Annotated in this window: 23 protein-coding genes; 9 read left to right on the plus strand and 14 right to left on the minus strand. The window is 66.9% G+C overall.

All coding sequences use genetic code 11. The annotated features are described in order from the left end of the window. Nucleotides 1-27 precede the first annotated feature (27 nt). Nucleotides 28-1,296 (plus strand): RNA polymerase sigma factor, encoded by a 1,269-nt coding sequence (locus tag ASD72_RS20170; protein WP_056881817.1) that lies wholly within the window; start codon nucleotides 28-30, stop codon nucleotides 1,294-1,296. A gap of 6 nt (nucleotides 1,297-1,302) precedes the next feature. Here ASD72_RS20170 and ASD72_RS20175 read toward each other — a convergent pair whose 3' ends face one another. Next, nucleotides 1,303-3,042, minus strand: a complete 1,740-nt coding sequence (locus ASD72_RS20175; RefSeq protein ID WP_162250413.1) for a caspase family protein — start codon at nucleotides 3,040-3,042, stop codon at nucleotides 1,303-1,305. 238 nt (nucleotides 3,043-3,280) lie between these two features. Continuing rightward, entirely contained in the window at nucleotides 3,281-3,799 is a 519-nt protein-coding gene (locus ASD72_RS20180; protein ID WP_056881771.1) for a DUF1993 domain-containing protein, read from the minus strand. Nucleotides 3,800-3,936: 137 nt separating this feature from the next. Here ASD72_RS20180 and ASD72_RS20185 point away from each other — a divergent pair, with 137 nt between their 5' ends. Continuing rightward, complete coding sequence (locus ASD72_RS20185; RefSeq protein ID WP_056881772.1) at nucleotides 3,937-4,452, plus strand: adenine phosphoribosyltransferase; 516 nt, start codon at nucleotides 3,937-3,939, stop codon at nucleotides 4,450-4,452. Between the two features lie 24 nt (nucleotides 4,453-4,476). Here the strand turns inward: ASD72_RS20185 and ASD72_RS20190 are convergent, their stop codons facing one another. Next, complete coding sequence (locus tag ASD72_RS20190) at nucleotides 4,477-4,689, minus strand: hypothetical protein (protein WP_056881773.1); 213 nt, start codon at nucleotides 4,687-4,689, stop codon at nucleotides 4,477-4,479. 316 nt (nucleotides 4,690-5,005) lie between these two features. Next, nucleotides 5,006-5,488, minus strand: coding sequence for a transposase (locus ASD72_RS20195; protein ID WP_155944774.1), 483 nt, complete (start codon nucleotides 5,486-5,488; stop codon nucleotides 5,006-5,008). Nucleotides 5,489-5,842: 354 nt separating this feature from the next. Between ASD72_RS20195 and ASD72_RS20200 the strand changes: the two genes are divergently transcribed. The 3 genes from ASD72_RS20200 to ASD72_RS20210 all read left to right on the plus strand — a co-directional run bounded on the left by ASD72_RS20200 (nucleotide 5,843) and on the right by ASD72_RS20210 (nucleotide 7,826). Beyond that, nucleotides 5,843-6,421 (plus strand): ECF-type sigma factor, encoded by a 579-nt coding sequence (locus ASD72_RS20200; RefSeq protein ID WP_162250414.1) that lies wholly within the window; start codon nucleotides 5,843-5,845, stop codon nucleotides 6,419-6,421. A 138-nt stretch (nucleotides 6,422-6,559) separates the two neighbouring features. Further along, nucleotides 6,560-7,192, plus strand: coding sequence for an isochorismatase family cysteine hydrolase (locus tag ASD72_RS20205; RefSeq protein WP_056881776.1), 633 nt, complete (start codon nucleotides 6,560-6,562; stop codon nucleotides 7,190-7,192). A 211-nt stretch (nucleotides 7,193-7,403) separates the two neighbouring features. Continuing rightward, nucleotides 7,404-7,826, plus strand: coding sequence for a hypothetical protein (locus ASD72_RS20210; protein ID WP_056881777.1), 423 nt, complete (start codon nucleotides 7,404-7,406; stop codon nucleotides 7,824-7,826). 64 nt (nucleotides 7,827-7,890) lie between these two features. Here the strand turns inward: ASD72_RS20210 and ASD72_RS20215 are convergent, their stop codons facing one another. After that, nucleotides 7,891-8,727 carry a hypothetical protein gene (locus ASD72_RS20215; protein WP_056881778.1) on the minus strand — a complete coding sequence of 279 codons (837 nt, stop codon included), beginning with the start codon at nucleotides 8,725-8,727 and terminating at the stop codon, nucleotides 7,891-7,893. Nucleotides 8,728-8,907: 180 nt separating this feature from the next. Between ASD72_RS20215 and ASD72_RS20220 the strand changes: the two genes are divergently transcribed. Both ASD72_RS20220 and ASD72_RS20225 read left to right on the plus strand, forming a co-directional pair. Further along, nucleotides 8,908-9,381 (plus strand): hypothetical protein, encoded by a 474-nt coding sequence (locus tag ASD72_RS20220; RefSeq protein WP_155944775.1) that lies wholly within the window; start codon nucleotides 8,908-8,910, stop codon nucleotides 9,379-9,381. A gap of 84 nt (nucleotides 9,382-9,465) precedes the next feature. Next, entirely contained in the window at nucleotides 9,466-10,044 is a 579-nt protein-coding gene (locus ASD72_RS20225; protein WP_056881780.1) for a mechanosensitive ion channel family protein, read from the plus strand. A 9-nt stretch (nucleotides 10,045-10,053) separates the two neighbouring features. Here the strand turns inward: ASD72_RS20225 and ASD72_RS20230 are convergent, their stop codons facing one another. The 5 genes from ASD72_RS20230 to ASD72_RS20250 all read right to left on the minus strand — a co-directional run bounded on the left by ASD72_RS20230 (nucleotide 10,054) and on the right by ASD72_RS20250 (nucleotide 16,047). Next, nucleotides 10,054-12,180 (minus strand): methyl-accepting chemotaxis protein, encoded by a 2,127-nt coding sequence (locus ASD72_RS20230; RefSeq protein WP_056881781.1) that lies wholly within the window; start codon nucleotides 12,178-12,180, stop codon nucleotides 10,054-10,056. A gap of 136 nt (nucleotides 12,181-12,316) precedes the next feature. Then, a complete protein-coding gene (locus ASD72_RS20235) occupies nucleotides 12,317-13,558 on the minus strand; it encodes an MFS transporter (RefSeq protein WP_056881782.1) in 1,242 nt (413 codons plus the stop codon). A gap of 60 nt (nucleotides 13,559-13,618) precedes the next feature. Further along, entirely contained in the window at nucleotides 13,619-14,068 is a 450-nt protein-coding gene (locus tag ASD72_RS20240) for a hypothetical protein (protein ID WP_056881783.1), read from the minus strand. Between the two features lie 22 nt (nucleotides 14,069-14,090). After that, nucleotides 14,091-14,774 (minus strand): hypothetical protein, encoded by a 684-nt coding sequence (locus ASD72_RS20245; RefSeq protein WP_235578075.1) that lies wholly within the window; start codon nucleotides 14,772-14,774, stop codon nucleotides 14,091-14,093. Nucleotides 14,775-14,784: 10 nt separating this feature from the next. Continuing rightward, nucleotides 14,785-16,047: a glycoside hydrolase family 2 TIM barrel-domain containing protein gene (locus tag ASD72_RS20250; protein WP_343123688.1), complete on the minus strand. Its 1,263-nt coding sequence runs from the start codon at nucleotides 16,045-16,047 to the stop codon at nucleotides 14,785-14,787. Nucleotides 16,048-16,160: 113 nt separating this feature from the next. Here ASD72_RS20250 and ASD72_RS20255 point away from each other — a divergent pair, with 113 nt between their 5' ends. Beyond that, on the plus strand, nucleotides 16,161-16,547 hold the full coding sequence (locus ASD72_RS20255) for a DUF6165 family protein (protein WP_056881786.1): 387 nt from the start codon (nucleotides 16,161-16,163) through the stop codon (nucleotides 16,545-16,547). 58 nt (nucleotides 16,548-16,605) lie between these two features. Here ASD72_RS20255 and ASD72_RS20260 read toward each other — a convergent pair whose 3' ends face one another. The 3 genes from ASD72_RS20260 to ASD72_RS20270 all read right to left on the minus strand — a co-directional run bounded on the left by ASD72_RS20260 (nucleotide 16,606) and on the right by ASD72_RS20270 (nucleotide 23,079). Continuing rightward, nucleotides 16,606-20,550: a hypothetical protein gene (locus tag ASD72_RS20260; RefSeq protein ID WP_056881787.1), complete on the minus strand. Its 3,945-nt coding sequence runs from the start codon at nucleotides 20,548-20,550 to the stop codon at nucleotides 16,606-16,608. Between the two features lie 721 nt (nucleotides 20,551-21,271). Then, nucleotides 21,272-21,472, minus strand: coding sequence for a hypothetical protein (locus ASD72_RS20265; protein ID WP_056881788.1), 201 nt, complete (start codon nucleotides 21,470-21,472; stop codon nucleotides 21,272-21,274). Between the two features lie 80 nt (nucleotides 21,473-21,552). Next, nucleotides 21,553-23,079 (minus strand): amidohydrolase family protein, encoded by a 1,527-nt coding sequence (locus ASD72_RS20270; RefSeq protein WP_200948944.1) that lies wholly within the window; start codon nucleotides 23,077-23,079, stop codon nucleotides 21,553-21,555. Nucleotides 23,080-23,149: 70 nt separating this feature from the next. Here ASD72_RS20270 and ASD72_RS20275 point away from each other — a divergent pair, with 70 nt between their 5' ends. Further along, nucleotides 23,150-24,022: a LysR family transcriptional regulator gene (locus ASD72_RS20275; protein ID WP_155944777.1), complete on the plus strand. Its 873-nt coding sequence runs from the start codon at nucleotides 23,150-23,152 to the stop codon at nucleotides 24,020-24,022. Between the two features lie 17 nt (nucleotides 24,023-24,039). Here ASD72_RS20275 and ASD72_RS20280 read toward each other — a convergent pair whose 3' ends face one another. Then, nucleotides 24,040-24,435, minus strand: coding sequence for a helix-turn-helix domain-containing protein (locus ASD72_RS20280; RefSeq protein ID WP_056881789.1), 396 nt, complete (start codon nucleotides 24,433-24,435; stop codon nucleotides 24,040-24,042). Between the last annotated feature and the right edge of the window lie 243 nt (nucleotides 24,436-24,678).

Here is a 24,678-nt window from a genome sequence, read left to right on the forward strand (position 1 = left end):
CCGCGGCGCCGTGGTCTGATGCGCGCCATGTCGACGTCCCCCACCCATCGCGCGATCGATGCTGTCTGGCGCATCGAATCGGCGCGCGTGATCGCCGGCCTGGCCCGCATGCTGCGCGACCTGGACCTGGCCGAGGAACTGGCGCAGGACGCGCTGGTCGCCGCGCTGGAGACCTGGCCCCGTGACGGCGTGCCGGACAATCCGGGGGCGTGGCTGATGACCACCGCCAAGCGCCGCGCGATCGATCGGCTGCGCCGCCTGCAGTTGCTGGACCGCAAGCACGAGGAACTCGCGCGCGAACTGGAAGAGATCCAGGACGAGCGCCGCGCCCGCGACGAGGATGCGCTCGACCACGACATCGACGACGACCTGCTGCGGCTGGTGTTCGTCTCGTGCCATCCGGTATTGTCGATGGAAGCGCGCGTGGCGTTGACGCTGCGCCTGCTGTGCGGTCTGACCACGGACGAGATCGCGCGCGCGTTCCTTGCGACGGAACCGACCGTGGCGCAGCGCATCGTGCGCGCCAAGCGCACGCTGGCCGAGTCCGATGCCGCCTTCGAAGTGCCGCGTGGCGATGCATTGCAGGAACGGCTGGCCAGTGTGCTGGGTGTGGTCTACCTGGTGTTCAACGAAGGCTATTCGGCTACCAGCGGCGACGATTGGGTACGGCCGGCGCTGTGCGAGGAAGCGCTGCGGCTGGGTCGCATGCTGGCGGCGCTGACGCCTTCCGAAGCCGACGTGCACGGGCTGGTGGCGCTGATGGAAATCCAGGCCTCGCGCCTGCATGCGCGCGTGGGCAAGGACGGCGAAGCCGTGCTGTTGCTCGACCAGGACCGCAGCCGCTGGGATCAGCTGCTGATCCAGCGCGGACTGGACGCACTGGCGCGCGCGGAACAGCTGGGCGGCGCCTTCGGCCCCTATGCGCTGCAGGCCGCGATCGCGGCGTGCCACGCCCGCGCGCGCATGGCCGAAGACACCGATTGGGTGCGGATCGCCACGCTGTACGCCGCATTGGCGCAGGTGAATCCGTCGCCGGTGGTCGAACTGAACCGTGCGGTCGCGGTGTCGATGGCGACCGGACCGGCGAGCGCGCTGCCGCTGGTGGACCGGCTGCAGGACGATCCGGCGATGAAGCACTACCACCTGCTGCCGAGCGTGCGCGGCGACCTGCTGTTCAAGCTGGCGCGGCACGACGAGGCGCGCGCCGAGTTCGAACGCGCGGCGGCGATGACCCGCAACGCGCGCGAGCAGGCGCTGCTGCTGGCGCGCGCGCGCGAGTGCGCGGCGGCGGGCTGAAGCGCCCTATATCCAGCGCGACAGGCGGATCTCCGGCCCGGCCAGTGCGGCGGTCTGGTCGTATTCCAGCTCGCGCAGTTCCTGGGAGGTGTAGTTCACCAAGTCGCTGACCTTCAGGCGGCGGCGGTCGCCGGCGCCACCGCGCAGCATCTTCCGCCAGTTCTTCACCAGCGCGTAGGTGAACGCACCGTGCTGGATGGCGCCGTGTTCGTATTCGTAGGCGAATTCGCCTTCCTGGCACGCGTATACGAGCAACGGCATGTAGGGACCCTTGTGGCCCAGCCGCTTGCGCATCTGGCGCGCCTGCGACAGCCGCAGCGTGCGCACCGGCAGCGCGTAGCCCAAGCGTCCGCTCATGTCGCCCAGCGGCATGGTCGCCTGGTCGACGGCGAGTTGCTTGCGTTCGGCGACTTCCAGTTCGCGCGGCACCCACATCTCGCGATCGGCGCTCCACTTCATCGTGCGATGGCGGATGTCGTCCGGCGGATTGAGGCCGCGCATGCGCGCGGGCCCGCCCTTGGACATGCCACCGGAGTGGCAGCAGTCCAGGATGATGCTGAAGTCCACGTCGTACGGCAGCTGCACGTAGCGCTCGAACAGCCAGTCGTCGGTGAGCGCGGTGTCCTCGGTCCAGTCGAAGTCGTAGGGGACCAGCGTCTCGTCCATGCGGTCCACGCGGTCGCCCAGCCCGTAGGTGGGCAGCTGCGCACCGTGGCCGCTGTAGTAGAGGATGCGCTGGTCGCCGGGGCGCACGCCATCGAGCAGCCAGTCCACGCGCTCGCGGATGCCGTCGGCGGTGGCGCGGTCGTCCAGCACCACGCGGATGTCGCCGGCGTCGAAGCCCTGTTCCTGCAGCATGGCGCTCATCAGGAACACGTCGTTGACGCAGCCGGCCAGGCGCTGGTCGGGGTCGGGATACTCGTTGATGCCGATCAGCAACGCCCGCTTGGGCGGCGTGGCCACGCGCGCGGCCACCGGCCGCTGTTCGCGCAGCGCGCGGGTGATGCGCGTGGTCTCGTCGTTGAGCACGTCGAACCAGAAGGTGCTGATCGCCTGCGGATGGCGCAGGTATTCCTCGGCGGCGTGGTCCGCATTGCCGGCGATGTCGAAGTGCGTGTCCACCTGGCGGAAGTTGTCGGCGGTGATGGCCACGCGCGCGGTGAACACCGAATCGAAGCGGTTGTAGAGGTGATACCAGAAGCGCGCTTTTTCGATCGCGCTGAGGCGGCCAGCCTGGTATTCGCCGCGCACGAACGGGTTGCCGATCTGCGAGCCCAGCGAGACGAAGTAGCGGCCGTTGCCGGTGGCGCGGGTGTCTTCGTGGGTGAAGGTGTCGTAGCAGACCAGCGAGCCGAGGCTGTGGCCGAGCACGACGTGCGGCTTGACCGCCTCGATGCGCTGCACGAGCCGGTCGCGCGTCTGCTTGCGGAAGGTGGCGCTCTCGACCCACTTCACCACCATGCCCGCGGTGTGGCGCAGGCGCGAGTCGTCGCCGCGTGCGCGCCGGAACGGTGCGGTGATGCCGTTGGCGAGCAGGCGCGCGAGGGCTTCCAGCGTGTCGCCCAGGCTCACCGTGTGCTGGGCGAAGATGTCGTCGTAGTGGCAGTAATGGATGTCGATCGCGCGCTCGGCATCGATCTGCCGGCAGGCGTCGTGGATCGCGTCTTCCCAGGTCTGCTGCCAGGCGCCTCCCGGCGGATGCTGGCCCACCCCGTGCACACAGAGGATCCGTAATGCGGTCGCCATCGCTGCTTCCCTCGCTGAGGTGGTCCCGGCGTCCGCCCATGCGACGGGGGTCGCATGGCGTGGAGGCCCGGACGACAGTATCGGAAGCCCACGTCGCATGCCGTGACATGCGCAGCACTCCGTCGCCGCCGGGCAACCGGCTCCCCAGGGAAGCCGCCGCGCGGCAGGGATCGCGCGGCTCTTCCAGTCCAACGCCGGCCAGGGACCAGAGCGGACACGCCACTCCGGCGGGAGAATCTCAGGCGTCGGGGCCCAGGTAATCCAGCTTGCCCAGCGACACGCCGTTGTGGCGCAGGATGCCGTACGCCGTGGTGACGTGGAAGAACAGGTTGGGCAGCACGAAGCCGAACAGGTAGTCGCGGCCGTCGAACACCAGCTCGCCGCGGGTACGCGTGGTCAGCGTGATGATGCGGTCTTCACTGCCCTGGAGAGCGGCTTCGTCGAAGGTCCGCAGGTAAGCGGACACGGCGTCCAGGCGGGCGTACAGCTCGTCGAAGGTGGTTTCGACGTCTTCGAAGCGCGGCGATTCCGTGGCCGTGAGGCGCGCCACGGCGAACTTCGCGGTATCCGTGGCGATCTGCACCTGGCGCACCAGTGGCAGCATGTCCGGCGCCAGTCGCGACTGCAGCAGCACGACCGGTTCATAACCTTTCTCGCGTGCGTGCGCTTCGCCTTTCTCCAGCACGTGGCGCAGGGTCTTCAGCGCACGCAGGAGGACGGGGACCGATGCGCGGTGCATCGTCAGGGCAGTGCTCATCGGGGGAACTCCATCATGTGGGGAGCGCGAGGATAGCCCTGCGCGGCGGCCATGATTAGCCGCCTCCCACGGGAGAAAGCATCCCAGGCCATGCGCGCTGCGTTAGGATCAGCCGCCCTGCTCCCGAACACCGCGCCATGCCCTGGACCGACCTGATCCGCGACATCCCCGATTTCCCCAAGCCCGGCATCCTGTTCAAGGACATCACGCCGGTGCTCGCCGATGGCGACGCCTTTGCCGAAGCGATTGCCGCGATGGCCGACCCCTGGCGCGGCGTGGCGATCGATGCGGTCGTCGGCGTGGAAGCGCGCGGCTTCATCCTCGGTGCCGCGGTTGCGCGCGAGCTGGGTGTCGGTTTCGTACCGGTACGCAAACCGGGCAAGTTGCCGGCGCATACGCTGTCACTCGACTACGGACTGGAGTACGGCCGCGATAGGCTGGAGATCCACGTCGATGCACTTCCTGCGGCGGCGCGTGTGGTCGTCATAGACGATGTACTGGCGACCGGCGGCACGTTGAAGGCCGCGGTCCAGCTGGTCGAACAGCAGGGCGCGCAGGTGGTCGGCACGGCGGTGCTGGTCGAGCTGGGATTCCTGCAGGCGCGTGCCGACTGGACGCACGCCGCTCCGCTGGTCGCGTCGGCCGTCTATTGACGGCTGGCGATATCGACCGGCGGCTCAGTCGCTCACACGGGTGACGTAGGCACCGGTGCCGATCACCAGGAACGTGTCGTTGTCGATGCGGCGGACGCGACTTCCGTCTTCCAGCACGTAGGCGCTGGACGGGACGGGCTGCGCCTGCGATGTCGCGGCATGCGCTTCTTCACGGACAACTTGGATGCGGCACCGCCGACCGGACGCGTCCTGCGCGGTGAAGACATGCGTGCTCATCGGAGAGCTCCTGGAGCTTCGGGAGCGCCAGCCTAGGCCTGCCGGTGTTAAGCCGGGCGTAGCGTCGCGTGAGGATTCGCCAAAAAAGCGAGGGGGAGGCATTGCACCTCCCCCTCATGCGCCGAGGCGCGATGCCTGCCCTGTGTCGGGCAGGGCAGGCGAGGACCGGCGCCATGGGGACGGGGCCGGTCCACTAACTGCCGGACGGGGGATATCGCCGGCAGGTAGATGGCGGACGAAGGGGGTGGCAGAGGCGCCGCCGACCCTCGTCCCTATTCATGGTTCCAATGCCGCGGCGAGCAAGCCGCGCTGAAAGCTATGAGCCCCGCATCACCCGACTGAGGTGCTTGGTGTTGTTCCGCTTCAGATAGCGCTGCACGAGCGCCTGCAGGTCCTGCGAACGCTGGTCCTGCGGATCCAGTCGCGTGATCACTTCACCCCAGTTGCCGTCCTGCGCCCAGCGTATGAAACGCACGTAGATGCCGTGCCACGACCCGAACTCACGCGGCAGGTCGGACCAATAGGCACCGGTCTGCGCCACCCAGAGCACCGCTTCGATGAAGCGGCGGGTATTGCCGCCGCGACGTGCACGCGCACCGACGCGACCCGGCAGCGAATTCATGAGCAATTGCCATTCCTGCGCACTCAATCGTTGCACGATCAACCATTGACTGATCGCACGCGGACCCAACCCCTGCGGCAATACCGGCGCGATGCCCACGGTAGCGACCGGTGCCTGGCCAGCGACATGCAGGTCGCGATCCTCTCGCGACAGGACGGCCGGCGCGTCATACCGCATGTCGATCACCTTGCGCGACCGCTCCCTGCATCCGCCCCCTCATCGACAGGACATTCGAAAAACTCACACCACAGACTTTCTTCAGACTACGCATGGCACCCTCTTGTCGACATTCCGCCCAGACCCCTCGATGTCCGTTTTTCCCCGCCCCCCTTTCCCGCTCCCCCTTCCCGGCGGGCCCCGCGTCCGAAGCGGCGGTTACGGCTTGCATGAGCAGCGTTTGCCGCGTCATATATGGAGCGAGATCGTGATCACAGGCGCAGTCCGGACATGACGGGACAGCGAGACCCAGACGGCCCCATGCAGGGTGCGTCGTTGCCGAAAATCCCCCCCTTCGCGGGCCCATTGCCTACGTTGGACGAGCAATCCGTTACCCAACTGTTGGGCGCAGTGGAAAGCGGCCAGGCGGGGGCCTGGAACCGCATCTATTCGCTGCTCTACCGCGATCTGCACCAGATCGCGCGCTCCCAGATCCGGCAGCAACGGCGCGGCCACATGCGTTCGCCCACTTCGCTGATCAGCGAGACGTGGCTGAAGCTGGCCAGCGCGGATTTCAGCGTCGAGAACCGGGCCCATCTGGTCGCGCTCATCGCCCGCGCGATGCGCTTCGTCCTGCTCGACGAAGTGCGGCGTGCGCTCGCCGAAAAGCGCGGCGAGGGCATGGACCTGCTGCCGCTGGACGAAACGACCGAGCCCGTACAGGGCTCGCGACTGGAACAGCTGCTGATCCTGGACGAAGCGCTAAACGACCTGAACACGCTGGACGCGCGCCTGGCGCAGGTGGTGGAGCTGCGCTACTTCGGCGGGCTCAGCGAACAGGAAATCGCCGGCGTGCTGAAAGTCACCGAACGCACCGTGCGGCGAGACTGGCGGAAGGCGCGCGCCTTCCTGTTCAGCCATCTGGGCGACGCGGAGTCGACGCTACCTCCCTAGAGGTCGACGCCACACTCCCTGGAAAACGGCGCGGGCGGCGGATGGGTGCCCGACGCGCACGCCGGTGCAAGGCAGGGCGGGACGGCGGCGCGATGCTCGCCGCGCAGGTGGCCCTTCGTGCCGCCAAAGGACGCCGCCATGTCCATGCAGGGATATCCCGCCGGGCGCACTGCGCTGCTCTTCATCGACCCCTACAACGACTTCCTCTCGGAAGGCGGCAAGCTCTGGCCCCTGGTCGCCGAGGTGGCCCGCAATGTCGATCTGCACACGCATCTCCGCGCCGTGGTCGCGTGCGTGCGCCAGGCGGGCCTGCCCGTGTTCATCGTTCCCCACCATCGCTTCGAACCGGACGACTTCAAGGGCTGGGACCATCCCACGCCCTACCAGCTGGGTGTGGCACGCGTGCAGCCGTTCGCGAAGGACAGCTGGGGCGCGGAATGGCATCCCGATTTCGTGCCGCAGCCCGGGGATATCGTGGCCAAGGAGCACTGGGGCAGCAGCGGGTTCGCGAACACGGACCTGGACTACCTGCTGAAGCAGCACCGCATCACCCACGTGATCCTGATCGGCCTGATCGCCAACACCTGTATCGAAACGACCGGGCGCTTCGCTTCCGAACTTGGCTACCACGTCACCCTCGTGCGCGACGCCACCGCGGCGGCAAGCGTGGCCGCGATGCACGCGGCGCATGAGATCAACGCGCCGACGTATGCGCATGCGATCCTCACGACGGAGGGCCTGATCGAAGCGCTGACCTCCCGCGCTCGCTGAACGCCTCCTGCCTAGCGGCCATCCGCGCCGCATGCTGCGCACTGGGTCGCACTCCTCGTCACACTAAAGCGTGCATTCCGGCAAGGACCCGTTCTCCGCAGAGCAGCCGTGCGCGAAATTGCGACGACGTTGGCAGCCGGCGCCCCGGGGGGGCTCGCTAGCATGGGGGTCCCGGGAATGCCCCCGACTGCCGCCCGCGCAAGGAGCGCTGATGACCACCCATGCCGCCGCCGCGTTCACCGGTACCTGGCACCTGCTCCCCGAGCAGTGCGACTACCAGCTCGGGCGCCCGCCGCGCAGTGCGCGCTATCGGCTGTCGTACGCGAAGGACGGCAAGCTGTCGATCGCATCGGAATGGCTCAGCGCCAACGGCAAGCGCTATCGCGCCGCCTTCGACGGTCGCGCGGACGGCGCGCAGTACCCGTACCACAGCACGCCGCATGCGGATGCGCTCAGCTTCGAATCCGTGTCTCCCACACAACTCCATTCGACGACCTGGCACGACGGCGAGGAAGTGCAATGGTCGGAGCGCGAACTGGTGGATGAAGACACGCTGGTGATCCGTATGCACGGACACCTGAGCGATGGCCGCCGCTACACCAACGTGGGCGTCTACCGCCGCCAGGCCAACTGATCCTGCTGGCCGGAAAAAAAAGGCGCCCTTCCCGGGCGCCTTTTTCGTCAGCGACGCCTGGGTATCAGCGCGTTTGCGTGCAATTCTGCAGCCAGAGCACGCGCTTGAAGTCGTCGTAGCGCAGGAACTGACCCTTGAACGTCACCTTGTCGCCCTTGCGGAAGGTCAGCACGTTGGCCAACTGATTGGGTTTGAACAGACAGGCCACGCCCACGCGCGGCTCGTTGTCGCCCGGCACCTGCAACAGTCCTGAACCGGGCTGGGGAATCTCGAACGAGACGTTGTAGTCCTCGCCGTCTTCCTGCACGTAATCCACCCGGCCGCGCAACGCGTAGTGGCGGCCCTTGTGGCGCGCCGTCACGGCAACCGCATTGCCCTTGGCCTCGCGCGCTATTTCGCGCGAGAACACGTAGACGTCCTTCACCGTCACATCGGCGTTGTTCTGGGTCTTCGCGCCCTGCGCGGCGGCGGCGCGGCCGTCCTTGCCTCCCTTGACCTTGGCCAGCAACTCGCACATGTACGGACGCATCGCATCCGCCTTCGCGATCTGGCCCTTCTCGGTCTTCACCGTCATCTGCACCGTCGCCCTGCCGCCTTCGCCACTGATGGCGATCAAGGTGGGGATGGCGCGCGTGGTGCCGGTGGAACGCTGCTCGACCAGCATCGTGCCGGTCTCGGCGTCTTCGGTGATCACGTCCATCTTCTCGCCGATCATGATCCCGCGGACCTGGCCCATCGCATCCTTGACGGACAGATCGGGGACCGTAACGCGACTGGAGAAATCGGTGCCGGAGAAGATGCTGCCGGACTTGCTGAAGTTGTCCTCGCATTCACCCGCCAGGGCGGCGGGCGCCACGCTCGACGATGCGAGCGCGATGGCGGCAAGTAGCTTGTAGGTCATGTGGTCCTCACATAGTGGAAGTGTCGGGCGATCCGGTATGACGGGTGCCGCTTCCTGCCAGCACCTGCGCCTGCTCCGGCGCCCGTGCATTCTTGCAAGCGGCACGAGCCTCCACAAGCGTCCAACCACCCTGCCCAGCGCACACCCGTCGGCGGCGCTCCCGTGATTTTCCGCTCTACAATGCACACCCTGCTTCAACCGTTCGTCAAATCCATGTTGCTTGGTCGATTCCGCCGTCGGTCGTCATTCCTCACGCTGCCGATGCTGCTCATGCTGGCAACCAGCGCACAGGCGCAGGAAGACGCGCCCCCTCGCCCATTGCCCGCCGAGGTACAGGCCGATGTCGCGGCCATCGCAGAGCATCTGTCGAGCGTGCAAGAGGACGCCCCTCCCCTTGCCTGCGCCAAAGCCGTGGAGAATGCCCGCTGGGGCGTGGAGACCATGCTCGAAGTGGGCGAGAAGAATCTGCGCGGCGGCTACATGACCCAGGCCGCCTACGATGCAACCACGCCCACACTGAAAGCGCTGCTACGCGTTCTCACCGTACAGGACTGCGAAGCCGCCACCGGGGTACGACACGACTTCTACCAGTGCATGTCCAGCGACTACAACCATGTCTACGCGTGCGGCAAAGCACATCCCTTCGAACCTTGACCCTGGCAGCGTACGCCTTCACCCTTTCCGCATGCACACGTACACCGACGCCTTGCACACGCATTCTTTCCTGCAGGCGCAACGATGAACTGGCCTCAACTAGCGGGTTGGCTCCGCGAGGGCGCCGACGTCGCCATCCCCATCGCACAGGCGATGGCGATCCTGCTCGGTGCCTGGCTGCTCCTGCGCGTGCTGCGCATCATCGTGCGCCGCATCTGCGACAGCTACCGCCTGCCGGCCCAGGTCGCGGTCAGCGCGCGCCGGCTGTTGGGCGTGCTGGTCTACATGTCGGCGTTCATGCTCGCGCTGGGCCGGCTTGGCGTGTCAGGCAGCGTGTTGTGGACGGCGCTCACGGGCTTCACCGCCGTCGCTGCCGTGGCTTTCTTCGCCGCATGGAGCGTGCTGTCGAACATCTTCTGCAGCTTACTGATCCTGACCACCCGTCCGTTCCGCGTGCACGACCACATCGAAGTGCTCGAGAACGGCGACAAACCCGGCCTCCGCGGCCGCGTGATCGACATCAACCTGCTCTACACGACGCTGCTGGAAGAAGACGCGCTGCGCGGCGACACCGTGCTGCAGATCCCCAACAGCCAGTTCTTCCAGCGCACCACGCGCCGCTGGCGCTCGGGTTCGCCACCTGCGGCCTCGTCGCCCGAGTGACGTCCGGATTCAGGCGGCCGCGGCCAGCCGGCGCGGCGTGGGCCGTACATCCGTCCTGAACACCGCCACGGAATCGGATAGCGCCTGCGCCTGCTCTTCCATCGAGCGCGCCGCGGCCGAGGCTTCTTCCACCAGCGCGGCGTTCTGCTGCGTGGTTTCGTCCATCTGGGTGATGGCCTGGTTGACCTGCTCGATGCCGGCCGACTGTTCCTGCGAAGCCGCGGAAATCTCGGCCATGATGTCGGTCACGCGCTGCACCGAGGCGACGATCTCGCCCATGGTCGAGCCGGCCTGATTCACGAGCTTGGAGCCATCGGCGACCTTGTCGACGGACGTTTCGATCAGGCCCTTGATCTCCTTGGCCGCACTGGCTGAACGCTGGGCGAGGGTGCGCACCTCAGAAGCGACTACCGCGAAACCACGGCCCTGCTCGCCAGCACGCGCGGCTTCCACCGCCGCATTGAGCGCCAGGATGTTGGTCTGGAAGGCGATGCCGTCGATGACCGAGATGATCTCGGCGATCTTGCGGGACGACTGTTCGATCTGCGCCATCGTGTCCACGACGCGCTCCACCGTGGCGCCACCTTCGGATGCGACCGACGCGGCACCGATGGCCAACTGATTGGCCTGGCGCGCCGAATCGGCGTTATGACGGACCGTGGAAGTCAGTTCCTCCATCGAGGCAGCGGTCTCTTCGAGATTGGCAGCCTGTTGTTCGGTACGGCGCGCCAGGTCGCCGTTGCCGGCGGCGATCTCGCTCGCCGCCGTGTTGATCGACGTCGAGGCCTGCTGGATGCGACCCACGATATCCGTCAGCTGCCCGACCGTGGCATTGGCATCGTCGCGCATGGTGGCGAACACGCCGTGGAAGTCGCCTTCCATGCGCGCCGTCAGGTCGCCACGCGCGATCGCGCGCAGGAGCTCGGACACGTCCGCGAGGTTGCCGTCGGTGGTTTCCATCAGGCGATTGAGGCCGTCCACCATCGCCCGGAAGTCGTGCTCGTAGCGCGCTGCGTCGCCGCGCCGGCTGAAATCACCGGCGGCGGCAGCCTGCGCCAGGCCGCGGATCTCGCCGTTGATCGCCGACAGGTTCGCCTTCGTCGTGCGCATGGCCTCCGTGAGCACCGCCTTCTCGCCCGGCAGCGGTTCCATGTCCATCGAAAGGTCGCCCACCGCATAGCGCTGCATCAGCTCTACCAGCCGCTGCATCACGGCCAGGTGGGAGGCCACCAGCGCGTTGGTGTCGCGCACCATGCGGCCGTATTCGCCGGGAAAGCAGGCATCGTCCATGCGATAGCTGATCCGCCCTTCATCGTGCTGCTTCGCCATCTCGCCCTGCTCCGCGATCACGCCTTGCAGGGTGGACGTCATGTCCATCATCGCCGTGCCGAGCTGGCCGATCTCGTCGCGACTGCGCACGTCCACGCGCCGGTCGAGCCGGCCCGCGGCCACTGCGCGTGCCGCGGCCGCCGCATCGATGACGGGCCGGATCACCGAACGCCTTACCCACCAGGCCAGCAACAGCACCAGTACGGCCGCAGCGGCGATGGAAAGCACCGCGCACGCCACCAGCGTGCGTCGGGCTTCCTGCGAGCGCGCTACGACCGCTTCGTCGGCGATCGTCTTCGTCCGCGCCACCAGCGCTTCGAGCGTTTCACCCAGCTGGCGATCCATGCCCTTGACCAGCGCGTCGCCGACCTGCGTGTCGTAGCCGGCGGCGGCGAACTGTTCCAGCGCCGCGCGGTAGTTGCGCTCCAGCTCCGCGTGCTGCGTCGCGAATGCGGCGGCAAGATCGCGGGCCTGCGCGTCGGCGATCTCGCGGGACAGGCGCTCGGCCAATGCGGCAACATCACGGCCCTTGGCGTCGAACGCGCCCACGTACTTGGTGCGCTGCGCCTCGTCATGCCCGCGGATCAGGATGTTCTTCCACTCCTGCACCTGCACACGGAAATCGCGGCTCAGGCGTTCGCCATCCGCCGCCTGCGCGACCTGCGCCGGCACGTCGGTAGACAGGCTGAGCCAGGCCGAGCCCAGTCCGGCGAGTGCGCATAACAGGATGACGGCCAGGCCCAGGGTCAGGGCGCCCAGTAGCTTGGTCTGCAGGCCGAAGGAACGGGAAGCGGAGGACGACGACATGGCGGTGCGGCACGGAAAGGAAGGCACTTCCTTAGCGGCACCGCCCGCCGGGAATTGAAGGATGGCGTGCGCGGCGATCCATTTCGGGAACCGCCACCTCAATGTTTCATTTTGATGACAGTTTCATGCACGAAACTCAGCGCGACGACTCGCAGGCGACCTCCGTCGTCGCATCTGCGGCGCGCAACGTCTGCTGCGCCCATGCGTAGATCAGCAGGCCTGCAACCGCCATCGCCGCGCCCACGTAGCCCGTCGAGGTCCAGCCGAAGCCCGCAGTGATCGCCATGCCGCCCAGCCACGGGCCGAGCGCATTCGCGGTATTGAAGGCCGCGTGGTGGGAAGCGGCCGCCAGCGTCTGCGCCTCGCCGGCCACGTCCATCAGGTGCGACTGCAGGATCGGGCCCAGTGCGCCCATCAGGCCGATGCCCACCGTGGCCAGCAGGATCGTCGGCAGCGACTGCGCCATCAGCGGGAACAGCAGCAGCATCACCACCGCCCAGGCGAGCACGATCCACACGCCGCGCAACTGCATGCGGTCGAACAACCAGCCGCCGACGAAGTTGCCGATCACGCCGCCCACGCCGAAACCGGCCAGGCCCAGCGGGATCCACGCCGGCGACACGCGCGTCACCTCCAGCATCGTCGGTGCCAGGTAGCTGAAGACGCAGAACATGCCGGCGAAGCCGATCGCGCCGATGCCCAGCGCCTGCCACACCTGCGGCCGATTGAACGCGCGCAGTTCATCCAGCGGATGCGCCTTGTGGCCATCGATGCCTTTCGGCAACCAGATCGCCAGCAGCGTGGCGGTCACCAGCGCGATCAGCGCGACGAAGGCGAACACCCAACGCCAGTCGATCACCTGGCCCAGCCAGGTCGCCAGCGGATTGCCGATCAGGATGGCCAGCGTCAGGCCCAGCATCACCAGACTGATCGCGCGTCCGCGCTTGTTCGGCGGGCTGATCGCGACCGCCGTCAACGCGGCCACGCCGAAGTAGGCACCATGCGGCAGGCCCGCGATGAAACGGAACACCAGCAGGCTTTCGTAGGTCGGGCCGAGTGCGCTGGCCAGGTTGCCCAGCACGTAGAAGCCCATCAGGGCGAGCAGCAGCGTCTTGCGGCTCCACCCCGCACCCAGGATCGCCAGCAGCGGCGCGCCGACCACCACGCCCAGCGCATAGGCGCTGATCAGGTGACCCACCTGCGGCTCGGTCACGCCCAGTGAGGCCACCATGTTGGGCATCAAGCCCATGCTGGCGAACTCGCTGGTGCCGATGGCGAAACCGCCCAGCGTCAACGCAAACAGGATCAGGCCGATCTGGCGGGGCGTCAGCGCGTCGGCGACGGAAGGAAAGGCAGCAGAAGGCGGTGCGACGTCCATTCCGCCATTATGCTGCACCGCAGCAGCAGCGGTCGACCCCGCGGGTGGAACGCTGCAGCGTCAGCCGCCGCGATATTCGTCCAGGACCGCATCGGCGTCCGGGTTCGCACGGGCGCGCTTGCGCACGAACACCACCGGGATCGGCCCGTTCATCACGGACATCACCCGGTTCGCCTCGTCCTGCGAGGACAGCGTGCTGAAGTTCGCGTTCTGCGAGCGCGTGTATGGAATGCCGGCTTCGTCCAGCCGGCGTGCCAGCGCTTCCGCACGCTGTGCCGCATCGGACGGACAGTTCGCGGGCGCGAAAATCACCACATGATGGCCGGACTGGCCATCCGGCAAGGGAATATCGACAAACCCATGGCGGCTGGCAGCGCTGGATGTTTCCGCGGTTCCGCCCGTCAGACGCGCGGTCACCGCCTGCACGGCATCCCGCGGCACGTATTCGCGTGCCGCCAGGACGGCCAGGGCGGCCACGGCGACGAAGAAGCCGGTCTTCAGGACATTCATCGGCGAACCCTCCGGCCCACCCTCACTCGACAGCTCGCTTGAGCGGGCCGTCATACGCCGGCCAGGCGATCGATGCAGGACTCCGGACATTCAACGCGACCGCCTGCGTCTCGCTCCCGTCGGTCCGCACGCGCGCCATCAGGGTCGGCATCCAGAAGTCGATGTTCATCGTCGTGTCCCGCTGGATAACGGGGGAAATCACCAGTGAAGTCGTTCGTCCCGGCTCGATGCGGAACGTCACCACACCCTCGTTCACGAACGCGCCCCGGTTCACCAGGAGGTCGGCGGTGTAACTGGTCGTCATCTCCAGGCCGACACCCGTCACCCGATAGTCACCGGCCGGCAGCTCGAGCGATTCCTTGCGACCATACCTCGCGGCGCGATCAAGCGGAAAATCGACGAATCGCGTCCCCAGGAAAGAGAACACCACCTGGTTCTCGTGTATGCCCCATTCCAGGGCGGCTCCATCCAGTTGCCGGGCCACCTTGCGGGACAGGGGCTTCGCACTGGAGTACGGCTCGACATCCACGATGAACATGCCATTTCGCGTCGGCGCCGACGCGCTCTCCGCAGGCTGGGCATCGACGAACCACGCCGGCAACCACCCCGCCAACACCCACAGACACGCCATTCCCTTGTGCATGCAGTACTCCCCGAAATGCGCTACCCGGCGCACGTCCATTCTGCCGCCCGCGCGTCGATCCATGCAACGCGGATCAGGGCTTCACCACCCGGAACGGCAGGTTGGCGTAGGCCGCATGTCCCTGGCCGTCCAGCACCTCGACGAACAAACGATATGCGCCCGGCGCCTTGGGTGCGTCGAAGCGCAGCCCGCCGTTGCCGTCTTCGTGCAGGGCGATCTTCACCGCAGGCGGCACGTCTTCGCGGTCGCCGCCGATGCTGGTGGCCGTGCTTTCGTGCAGCACCGTCCAGCGGTACTGCAAGGCATCGCCGTCCGCGTCCTGCGCCTCGATCTTCGCGGCGTAGGGCTTGCCTGCCTGCAGCGTGACGCTGTCCGTCGCCACCCGACCATCCAGTCGCAGCGTCGTCGTCGAGGGCGCGCGGTTGGCCGGCCACGCACCGGTCCACACGTACTGCATCGCGTCCACCGCCGGCGTGCTCTCGCCACCGGGCAGGAACAGGCCGTACCACGTGGGCGTGCGCTCCTGCTTGTTTCCCCACAGGAACACGTACGAACCCAGCCCCTGCGTGGTGTCCGCGTCGATCACCCGCTCGTAGCGCTGCTGCAGCAACTGCGCCTTGCGCGTGGCGTCGTCCTCGACCGGGGCTTTCCACGACGTCAGCGGGCTTTCCCAATGACCGGTGGGACCCCATTCGGTGACCACGTAAGGCCCCGTCCAGCCACTGGTCCTGAGCTTGTCCGGCAATGCGCCGATGTCGCCATAGAGCTGGATGCCGATCAGGTCCAGCGATGGCGCACGTGCCTTCAGCAGATCGATGAGCGGCCTGTCGAACCCGGCCAGTGTCGTCATCACCGGATGGTTCGGGTCTTCGCGATGGATCATGTCGGTGATCGCGCCCACCGCATTCCACACCTTCGGATTGCGGTAGTGCAGGTTCAGCTCGTTGCCGACCACCCACATCAGCACCGCGGGATGATCCTTGTACAGGTTCACCTCCTCGCGGATGCGCGCGAGCTGCGAGGCCACTGCGGCGCCATCGTCGTAATCGAAGCCGTGCCGCTCGTTGCCGACCGAGATGCCCATCGCGATCTTCAACCCGTTGCGCTGCGCCAGGTCCAGCATCGCCCGCACCTCGGCCACATCGGTGCCGGTGTCCCAGGTACGGAAGGAATTGCCACCGCGTGCGGCCAGCGCCTCCGGCCCCGCGCCGGCCATGCCCGCGCCCTTGATGCGGAAGGGTTGCCCATCGACCCGCAGCACATAGCGGCCGTCCTCGTGGGTGATCCGTACCTGCGATGGCGCCGCCACCGCCCCTGGCGACAGGCCCAGGACCATCAGTACCACCAGGATTCGCTGCAGCATGCGGATGGGCCTCCGGCCGGATCGGGTGCGGGACCGCATCATGCCATGCGCTGCCCGCACACCCGTTGCGGCGCTAGAATGCGCGCATGAACACCATCCAGATCCCCGTCTCCATCGGCGAACTCGCCGACAAGCTGTCCATCCTCGAGATCAAGGCCGAGCGCATCGACGATGCCGGCAAGCGGGCGCATGTGCAGGTGGAACGGGATGGCCTGCTGGCGCTGTGGGCACCGCTGGTGGCGCAGCAGACCGGACTCGTTGCGCTGATGGATGAACTGCGCGCGATCAACGAGCGCATGTGGGACGTGCAGGACGCGTTACGCACCAAAGAAGCCGCGCAAGCCTTCGATGCCGGGTTCATCGAACTCGCGCGCTCGGTCGCCCGCCACAACGGCGACCGCATCCAGGTGAAGAACACCATCAACCGCCTGGCCGGCTCGCGCTTCATCGAAGAGAAGCAGTACCAGGCCTGAGGCCGGCGGTGCTGCGCCGGGGACCCGCGACAGGCATCGCCGATCCCCCGGCGACCCGCTATCCGTGGCCGGGCGACGCGAGCATGAGTTGCACCTGATCGAGGAATCGGGCGATGCGCTTGTCGTGCTTCGCTGCGACGATCTCGGTGACGAAATCCAGCGCCTTTCCGCAATCTCCTGAGATGGTACGCACGGACCACGTTGCGCCGGGCTCGGACAGCACGAGTCTCTTCACTGTCGCGAATCCCAATCCCATGCGCCGGAGGTGATCCTGTATGCGCAAGACATTGATCTCGAACTCGCCCTCCTTCGCTCCCTGGCCCCGGGTGATCAGGACGATGCCCACTGGCAGATTCTCCACCAAACCATGTGCGCCGCCGCGTGCGAGGAATTCGGACGTCCTGATCCACACGACGCCGACCTTGTACTCGATCGCGCGATCGATGATGTCCCTCACGCCCCTTGAATGGAGCAGCTGTCCTTCGAGGAAATTGATGCGTCCGGTGTCTCGGAGGCGATCGATCATCCTCGCGAACCCTTCCCTCCACCGGGTTGCGTCACCCTCTACACGACCGGGCGTCTTATCCGGGACCATTTCGATCAGAAGATCGCGGGTGATGGGCGGAACCTCCAGGCGACGCTCGCAAAAATGGACGAAGCGCGCTCCGCGCGTCTGCAGCGTGAGCGCCCACGTCAACCGGAACATGGGAACCCATGACCAATGCTGGAAGAGATTCATCCAGCCCCGGTTGTCCGGATGGTTCCAGTTCCTGTCCAGGTCGAGATCGCCATGCACGGACTCCATCAGCACGATCAGCTGCTGCATGTAATAGAAGCAGTCCCGGAACGTCTCCGAAGGAGGAAGCGTCATCGGCGTACCTGGCACACCCGGCGCCCGCGGAGGCGGTGCCGCGCCCCTCGTATTGAATCGATGGAGCCCAGGGTAGAGCTGTATGTCGAGTTCCTTCAACGCCAGGGACTCGCGCAGCCTCTCCAGAAGACGGACCAACGCATCTCCATGCTGGGCGCGTCTGAGCGACACCGCGTCGGAAGGCTCGTACAGGCGATACTTGATGCGTTTCAGGAACTCCTCCTTGTACCTGTAATCGGTCAGCCTCATCCTCAGCTCTTCGCGTCCGGCGCCCCCGGGGCTTTCCCCGCCACCATCGCCACCGCCGTTCCCATCGCTCCCCCCCCCACCGCCGCCGCCGTCACCCCCGTTCGGCCCGCCGTTGTCGCTACCCCCATTGTCGACCTGTCCTCTCGGAGGGTCCTGGGAGATCCGCTCAATCAGGGACAGCATGTTCTGGAAGCCCAGCTGCCTGTAGCACTCGAACTGTATTTCGTCGAAGAACTGGTCGCTCGTCGGCTCGTGCGGAAATTTCTCGTGTATCCGCGCATAATTCCTGACATCCGCAGACTCGTCGCCCAACAGCGTCGGCTTCAGGTACAGCAGGAATCCTTCCGACCCATCGGCATACGTGACGCGCCCGAGCGCCGCACAGCGGAGCGGGTGACCGCTCTTGTCGTCGCTCTGCATCAGGCTCGTATCGATGTCGATCTCGGCGCCGAAGTCCACCCGGCACTTGTGCACCGCATTCGCCAGGTCTCCGAAGCGCCGCTCATGGTCCGCGGTCGCATCGACGGACACGATGAACCGGCATTTGCGCCGGACGAGTTCGTAGATGCCCAGGTTCTCGAAGTGGCCGCCATCGGTCACATACACGTATTTCCCGTTCTCGTGCGTATTGCTGAGCAACTCGGAGAGCAGATTGAGGCCCGCGAAGTCGATGACGCTCTCCTTCGCATTCCGGTTGATCACCCACCAGCCCAGCCTCACGTTGAACAGCGTCAGCAGTGCGCTGACGGCGGGGGAGCTGTGGTATCCCATGTTCGAACTCAGGGCTGCGCCCGATACGGCCATCGCCGCGCCCAGCGTATGGCGCCTCGCAATGTCGGACCTGCTTACCGCGGGACTCGTCGTGACGCGATTCGGCAGGTCCACGACATCGCCGATGGGGCCTGCCTGCCCCTCGTCAGCGGACTGATGCCCGCAGAAGAGCGGCGAGAAGACGAACGAGGCTGCCTTCCGGTCTTGCCACTCCAGCCGACTGCTTCTGACGAGATTCACCGCGCCGCAGAGCAGGGGATAGAGTGGCCGCTGCCTCTCGGATTCCGTTTCATAGTCGCGCAGCTGCCGGAGCTCGATATCGTCCCGCTCCGGATTCAAGCCGGTCTCGATGTCGCGCCTGACGTTCCTGTCGTTCCTCGCGGCCAGGTAGCAACGCACCAGGCGATTGCGATAGAACCCGTTCATGCTGAACTCGTTCTCGTCCACGAAGCGGGCCAGCACCCACCAGCCCAGAAGCGCGACCACCATCCACTCGAAACCGCGCAGGTCGATCACCCTGCCGCTTGGCAGCGCGACCAGCGCGTCGACAACCATGCCCATCACCACGACAATGCCGCCGAGGAAGACCCACAACGCGATCGCCAACAGTGCGCGCTTCAGATGCGGCCCGAGTCCCCACGCTATTTTCGACGCCTGCTCCCAGTAGCCGGCGATCGCGCCCCCCACGCTCACGCTGCCCCAGGCCACGGCCAGCCCGCCGACGACCTCGAGGTTACTCAGGAAAGCTCGCAGAGAATGTGGCACGAAGTAAGTGATGGTCAGGGTGCCCGCGACGCCGGCGAACAGCCAGACGGCAGTCCTGCCCATCAACCTGTTCCATCGCTCCCTCGACACGATGTCGGTTTTCCGGTCGTAGGCGAGCGCCAGATGCAGAAGGTTGATGACGAAGAAGATCACGAACAGGGCGGGCGCGCCGAACGCGACTTTCCCGTACGGCGAAAGGTTTCCCAGTTGGCGCAGGCAGTCCGACAGGACCGGAATGTCCGTCGCGATCCGAGACAGGAAAAGCGCACCCGGCTGCACCAGGACGATGGCCCCCGCGATCGCCACGCATGCCAGGCTGCCGAACACCAGTTGACTGCCAAGCCGCCGACCAAAGCCGTCGACCCTCGTTGCTCCCCTGAACCACCAGATGAGCCACGTGACGAACCCGATGAGATACGCCGATGCGACAGCGACCGGCGCGAACCATTCCTTCTTCTTCAACGCCTCAATGCCCGTCATGCTGCTCAATGCCGCCATCAGCTCGAAGGCGCCGCCCGCCTGGTTGCCGACCCCATTCCCCCCGGCGACCGGCCACACCAGGCCGGCGAGCAGCACGAAGCCGATGGACAGGCCGGCCGGCGGGACGATATCCGCACCGGCGAACGGCAATGCACCCGGCCTCTTGCCAGCGCGCGCATGCTGCTCCGCTGCCATCCTGCGCGGTCGCGAGGCCAGTGCTATCACGATCACGATCACCGCGATCAACCACGCCGCGATGGGTGAGTACGAGACCACCTGCAGTACACGCACCATCAAATAGGGGACGAACACCAGGAAGAACACCAGCGACAGCAGCTGGAGCTGCGTAAGCAGCATGTTCGAAAGGTAGGCGGCCACGAGCGCGATCCTGTCGCCGGAGAGCGGCCTCTTGTTCGGGCTCAGGAAGTTGCTGTACCGCCTGAGCTTGCGGACCGCCTCGCTCGTGGCGCTCGACTCCAGATGCGCGGCGCGCGTCGTCACCCCCGGCCCCGAACTTCTCTGTTCACCGAGCAGCATGCGTGCCACATCGCCGACGGGGTCCGTCTCGTTCTTTTCCTTGTCCAGGAGGGCCTGCAGGAACCCGCCGATGTAGCCGCCACCCGACACGGTCGAGCAGTAGTGGAAGGCGCCCAGCATCCCCCGTTTCGATAGCGCCTGCAGGACGCCCAGGCAGTACGTCGCGCTGCGTATCCCGCCTCCGGAGAGCGCCAATCCCCACAACGACTGCGATACACGGTCATCATGTGCGCCTTTCTTGCCCATGATGCGATTCAGCTCAAGACCCATCAGCGCATCGTGGAACTCCTGCGTAGAGGCCTTCGATTCCGACATCGTGCGCTTGGACATGCTATCTCCGGACAAGCCTGGCATTGAGGGGTCGCCCCTCTGCCGAAGGGCGAACGTGCGAGCGACCTGCTTATGACGTCCTGCGGCGTGTTCCACCTGGCGGCATCGTTCCAATCGCCGCATGCCGAGCGGCACGACAACGCGCGTCCAGCCGCGTATCGGCCTGGAACGCGGTGCATGGGCGATGGACCGGCGATTTCCGGCACCGACGAGCGTTCGATCCTGCTGGACAGTGACGCCAACCTGGCGGATGGGAACAACAGTTCCGGCCGGACTTGTGCGCGCACGTCAGCCACTGCGAGCGCGGCATGCGCGCTCGCATCGAAAAGAGTGATCGTCCGAGCCCGTGCCGCGAAGCGTCCAATGCCCACCCCATCGTGACAGCCCCGGGTCGGATGAGCGGGCTGCCCACCGGACCATTCCTGTCCACCTCCGGGCTAACGCGCGGGTTCGATGCGCAAGGTCACCGCTCGTCGGCGCAACGAGTAAACACATGTAGTAGTAATGCCTGCGAATCGGGCACTAGATCGACGCGACGCTGCATGTACGGCGCAGACGGATAGCGAGCGCGCATGCGCGGCCATGCGAAGCTCATCCATGCGCCGCGCAACCCGATAGCGCATCAGAAGAACCAGGCGACTCGCCACATGCCTTCACGTCAGAAGGCGTTGGGCACCCGCATCGGGCGCACCGACCGCCGAACCGACGGCTCGCATGTCCTTCACGCCACACCGTGGCGCTCGCGGATCACGTCCAGTCGGTCGCGGTAGTACAACGCGTCGGCGGCTTTCTTCGGCGGATGATCCGCCAGCCAATCCCGCGCGTCGCGCAGGATCGCCGCCTTGTCGGCTTCGGGTGCTTCCAGCGCGGTGTCCACGCGATCCAGTTGCAGGATGACTTCTTCGCGAGTGATCTGGGACATGGTCCGCTCCGGTTGCAGGGAGCGCCAAGCCTAGCCCGTCGGTTGTGTGCGTCGTGTCAGCGACCGATACGGGGCCTGGATCAGGGCGCCGTCTGCATGGCCGCGACGCGCGTGCGCACGTCGGTGAGCATCGCGTCGAGCGCGGCGCGGTCGTACGCTTTACCCCGCAGGATCACCGTATCGATCGCGCGCACGGCCTTGATGTCCGCCACGGGATCGGCGCGCAGCAGCACGATATCCGCGGCCTTGCCGGGCGCCAGCGTGCCGTGGGTATCGTCGTGCCCGAGGAAGCGCGCACCGTTGATCGTGGCGGCCTGCAACGTCTGCAAGGGCGTCAGCCCGTAACGCACGAACAGGTCCAGTTCGTCGTGCAGGCCCACGCCGGGATAGTTGAAGGAGTTGAGGAAGCCCGCATCGGTGCCGGCCAGGATCCGCACGCCGGCGGACTGCAGCAAGGGCAGGATGCCCGCCTGCCGCTCGAAGCGGGCATGCCGCAGGGCGATCGCCGCAGCGTCGTCCTTGGCCGCGCGCTGCACGCGCCATGCGTAGGTCGCCTGCAGGCCTGGCCCGATGTACTGCAGGTAGTCGTCGTCGGCGTGATCGTCCTCATCCAGATACGCCACCACGCGGCTGCCGTTGAGCGTCGGCGTGACCGCCGTGCCGTTGGCGGCGAGCCGACGGTAAGCGGCCCGCGCACGGTCGGGCGTGAACGTGGCCTCCGCTCCCGCCCACACCGCGCGCGCGTCCAGCGTCCCCGCGGCAAAAGCGCGGCTGAGCGCCGCTTCGTCGGGCGCGCCCGCCTTGTAGGCGTAGGCGATATGTTCGATGGAACCGAGCCCGGCCGCGCTCGCGTCCGCTACCGACACCGCCATCGGAATGTGCGCGGAGCTGACCTGTCCACGCGCATGCACTTTCTCCAGCGCCGACATGAACAACGACGGGCTCAGCGTGTTGTCGGTGATCTTGATGAAGTCCACCTGCCGCGCGACCAGGCTGTCCAGCGCGGCATCCAGCCCGGCTTCGTCCTCGACTTCGAGGTCGCCGGGCCAGATCGAATCCTTGCCTTCGATCTTCGGCCCCGAGGTGAAGATGCGCGGCCCCAGCTCGCGGCCGGCGGCCACCGCCTCGCGCCACGCCAGCACGCTGTCGCTCAGGTCGCCGGCGGCATCGCGTACCCCGGTGATGCCGTGCGCCACGTACAAAGGCAACAACGCGCGATTCTCTTCGATCAGCGCGGCTCCGCCACCGAAGTGCACATGCATGTCCCACAGGCCGGGAATGGCGAACAGGCCGCGGCCCTCGACCGTCTCCCGCACCTTGCCCACGCGGGCGTCGCCGGTGGCCACGATCGCGACGATGCGCCCGTCATCGACCACCAGGTCGCGATGCGGCAGTCGCTTGCCATCGGTGACGTCGATCACGGTGACATCGCGCACGATCAGGTCGACGCTCGTATCGTTCACCTGCGCGTGGACCGTCGGCACCAGGCAAAACACGCCGAGGGCCAGGAAGGCACCGGCCCTCGCCGCCGCCCTGGCCTGCGTCATCATCGTCATCGCGCTCTCCCGGACATCGGCATCGTGGATTCGCCGGACGGATCCGGTCATGCCGGCAGCCTAGCGACATCCTGGGCCATCGTAAAATTAAATACCTTCATGGCAGCCAGTGGGATATGCGATGACCATGTACGACCCGATCCTGTTGCGCTCCTTCGTCGCGGTCATCGAGCACGGCGGCTTCACGCGCGCATCGCAGGCCCTGCACCTCACGCAGTCCACGGTCAGCCAGCACCTGCGCCGGCTGGAGGAAGAGGTCGGCCATCCCCTGGTGGATCGCAGCGGCACGCGCCCCACCACCACCGATGCCGGCGAGCGCCTGTTCGGCTACGCGCGGCGACTGCTCGCGCTGGGCGCGGAGGCGCGCGCGGCGATGGACGGAACGCCAGCCCAGGAGACCGTACGCCTGGGCGTACCGGAGGATTTCGGCGGGCGCCTGCTCACGCCTGTACTCGCGGCCTTCGCACGGCAGTGGGGGAGCAGCCTGCGGCTGGAAGTCACCACCGGGCTGGGCCCGCAGTTGCTGGCAGCCTACGAACGCGGCGAGTACGACCTCGTCCTCGCGAAGCAACGCCATGCGCGCGCCGTACAGGCTTGGCGCGAGCCGCTCGTGTGGCTGGACAGCCGCCGCCATCCCTGCCTTTCACGGCCGTCCGTGCCGGTGGCCGTGTTCCCCGAAGGCGGCCTCTACCGCGAAGAACTCTTCGGCTGGCTCGACGCACAACGACGCCGCTGGCATGTCGCCTACGTCAGCCCGCAGCTGGCCAGCCTGCAGGCCGCCGTCGCGGATGGCCTGGGACTCAGCCTGCTGCCTCGCCGCGCCACGTTGCCCGCGCACCGCATCCTCGGCGCACGCGACGGCGCACCGGCACCGCCGCACGTCTGGCTGGCGCTGCATCACCCTGCAGGCGCGTCGCCAGCGACGCTGGCATTGGCCGATCGCCTGGCACAACGCTGTACGAAGCTCGCGCAGGCGGCATCGACGACGTCATGAGGCGGACATCGATGACGCTACGGCGTCCGCACACCCTCACCCGTTGACGCGACGACGCCACTCAGCAGCTCGATGATCGTCACGGCCACCTGCTTCTTCGGCCGCGACAGGCGGCTGAGCGCCTGCAGGCCACGGCTCTCCAGCGCATCCTGGGCGAAATCCTTCAACACCACCGCCTCGTCCGAGCAATCGTGGTCCAGCCGCAATGGGCCGCGTCCGGTCGCCAGCCATTCGAAGGCGACGCCGGTTTCCACGGCGATCCGGATCAGGTGGGCCACGTTCGGCGTGGTGCCGTGCGCGCTCTCCCATTGACTGACCGCACTGCGCTTCACGTCCAGGCGCCGGGCGAGTTCGGATTGGGTGATGCGCGCGACGGCGCGCGCGCGGCGGATCCGCAAGGGCAAGGTCACCATCGCTCACCTCCCTGTTCGACGCCTGTGCCAGTGACGCTGGCCTGCAAGCCACGCTAATCCAAACCTGCCAAGCCGGGCTTACCGTCCGTCGCCGCATCCGCTGCAACGCAGCCGACCGGCAGGCCTCTCGCGGAAGCGAGCGCAGCTGGACGCCGTGCATCGCCCGGCTGCCGACAGGCGGCGTCTCCAGCTAGCCGTTCCGCCGCACGCGACGCGTCATTCCGGATGGGCACATCCCGCCCG

Origin of the sequence: Pseudoxanthomonas sp. Root630 (assembly GCF_001427585.1) — a bacterium.
GTDB lineage: Bacteria > Pseudomonadota > Gammaproteobacteria > Xanthomonadales > Xanthomonadaceae > Pseudoxanthomonas_A.